This window comes from Dietzia sp. DQ11-38-2 (assembly GCF_014145055.1).
Lineage (GTDB): Bacteria > Actinomycetota > Actinomycetes > Mycobacteriales > Mycobacteriaceae > Dietzia.
Genome location: NZ_JAALDW010000281.1, coordinates 1 through 1,217, shown reverse-complemented (window position 1 = coordinate 1,217; position 1,217 = coordinate 1). Strand labels below are relative to the sequence as shown.

General features: G+C 68.4%; 2 protein-coding genes. Both read left to right on the top strand.

Annotated elements, in window-relative coordinates; all coding sequences use genetic code 11:
• The first annotated feature begins 151 nt into the window (after positions 1 to 151).
• On the top strand, positions 152 to 829 hold the full coding sequence (locus G6026_RS10135; RefSeq protein WP_107755950.1) for a sigma-70 family RNA polymerase sigma factor: 678 nt from the start codon (positions 152 to 154) through the stop codon (positions 827 to 829).
• Positions 829 to 1,173 (top strand): zf-HC2 domain-containing protein, encoded by a 345-nt coding sequence (locus G6026_RS10130; RefSeq protein WP_107755951.1) that lies wholly within the window; start codon positions 829 to 831, stop codon positions 1,171 to 1,173. Before G6026_RS10135 ends, G6026_RS10130 begins: the two co-directional genes overlap by 1 nt.
• Positions 1,174 to 1,217: the final 44 nt, after the last annotated feature.

Here is a 1,217-nt window from a genome sequence, read left to right as displayed (position 1 = left end):
GTCGCCGCGGCGGCGGGTGTGCGCTGTCCCGCGCGTTTCCGGGTCACCCACACCAGCGTAGCGACGGCGCCCGGTGGAATAGCGCGCGAGAGGCGGGTGTTGGTGGGAGCAGGTACCCGGGACGGTTCCGGGGCGAGGAGAGGAGGGTGCGATGCGGACCGCGGTCCTCGAGGCCCCCGGCGTGCGGATAGACTCCGGGTCACCGACAGGTGAGGAGTACCGGTTGCCGACAGAGTTGCAGCCCGACGAGTCCGACCAACGTGCCGAGCAGTTCGAAGAGTTGGCCATGCCGCTTCTCGACCAGTTGTACGGTGCCGCTCTGCGGATGACTCGCAACCCGGCGGATGCGGAGGACCTCGTGCAGGAGGCGTACGCGAAGGCGTACGCGGGCTTCCACTCGTTCAAGCCCGGGACGAATTTCCGCGCCTGGATGCACCGCATCCTCACCAACGCGTACATCAACCACTACCGCAAGCGGCAGCGCCAACCCGCCCAGTATCCGACCGAGGAGATCACGGACTGGCAGCTGGCGGCCGCCGCCGAACACACCTCCACCGGGCTGCGTTCGGCGGAGGTCGAGGCGATGGAGCTGCTGCCGGACGACGAGATCCGGGCCGCGTTGGCGCAGTTGCCGGAGGAGTTCCGGATGGCGGTCTACTACGCGGATGTCCAGGATCTTCCCTACAAGGAGATCGCCGAGATCATGGACACCCCGCTGGGAACCGTGATGTCGCGCCTGCACAGGGGCCGGAAGCAGCTGCGTGAGTTGCTGCGCGACGTGGCGACCGAGCGTGGCTTCGGTCGTGACAGGGCGGGGGGTGCGTCGTGATGAGGGAGCACGACCCGCGGTTGGATCGGATCGACTGCGAGGCCGCCCGGCGCGACCTGTCCCTGCTCGTGGACCTCGAATGCGACGACGCGTGTCGCTCGAGGCTCGAGCATCACCTCGCGGGGTGCCCCACCTGTAGGGAGCTCTTCCTCTCGGAGCGTCGGCTCAAGGCGAAGTTGTCCAGTTCATGCTGTGAGAAGGCGCCGTCCGGGCTGAGGGAACGACTGATGGTGGAGATCCGACGCACCACGGTGACCACGACCGATGCCGACGGGACGACGGTGGTGCACCGGACCACGACCGTCCACCGGCGCGATGCGGAAGGACGTCACCGGACCGAGTGATCCCCGGTGGACGAGTGGAGGGGCGGGCACCGTGCCGGTGCCCG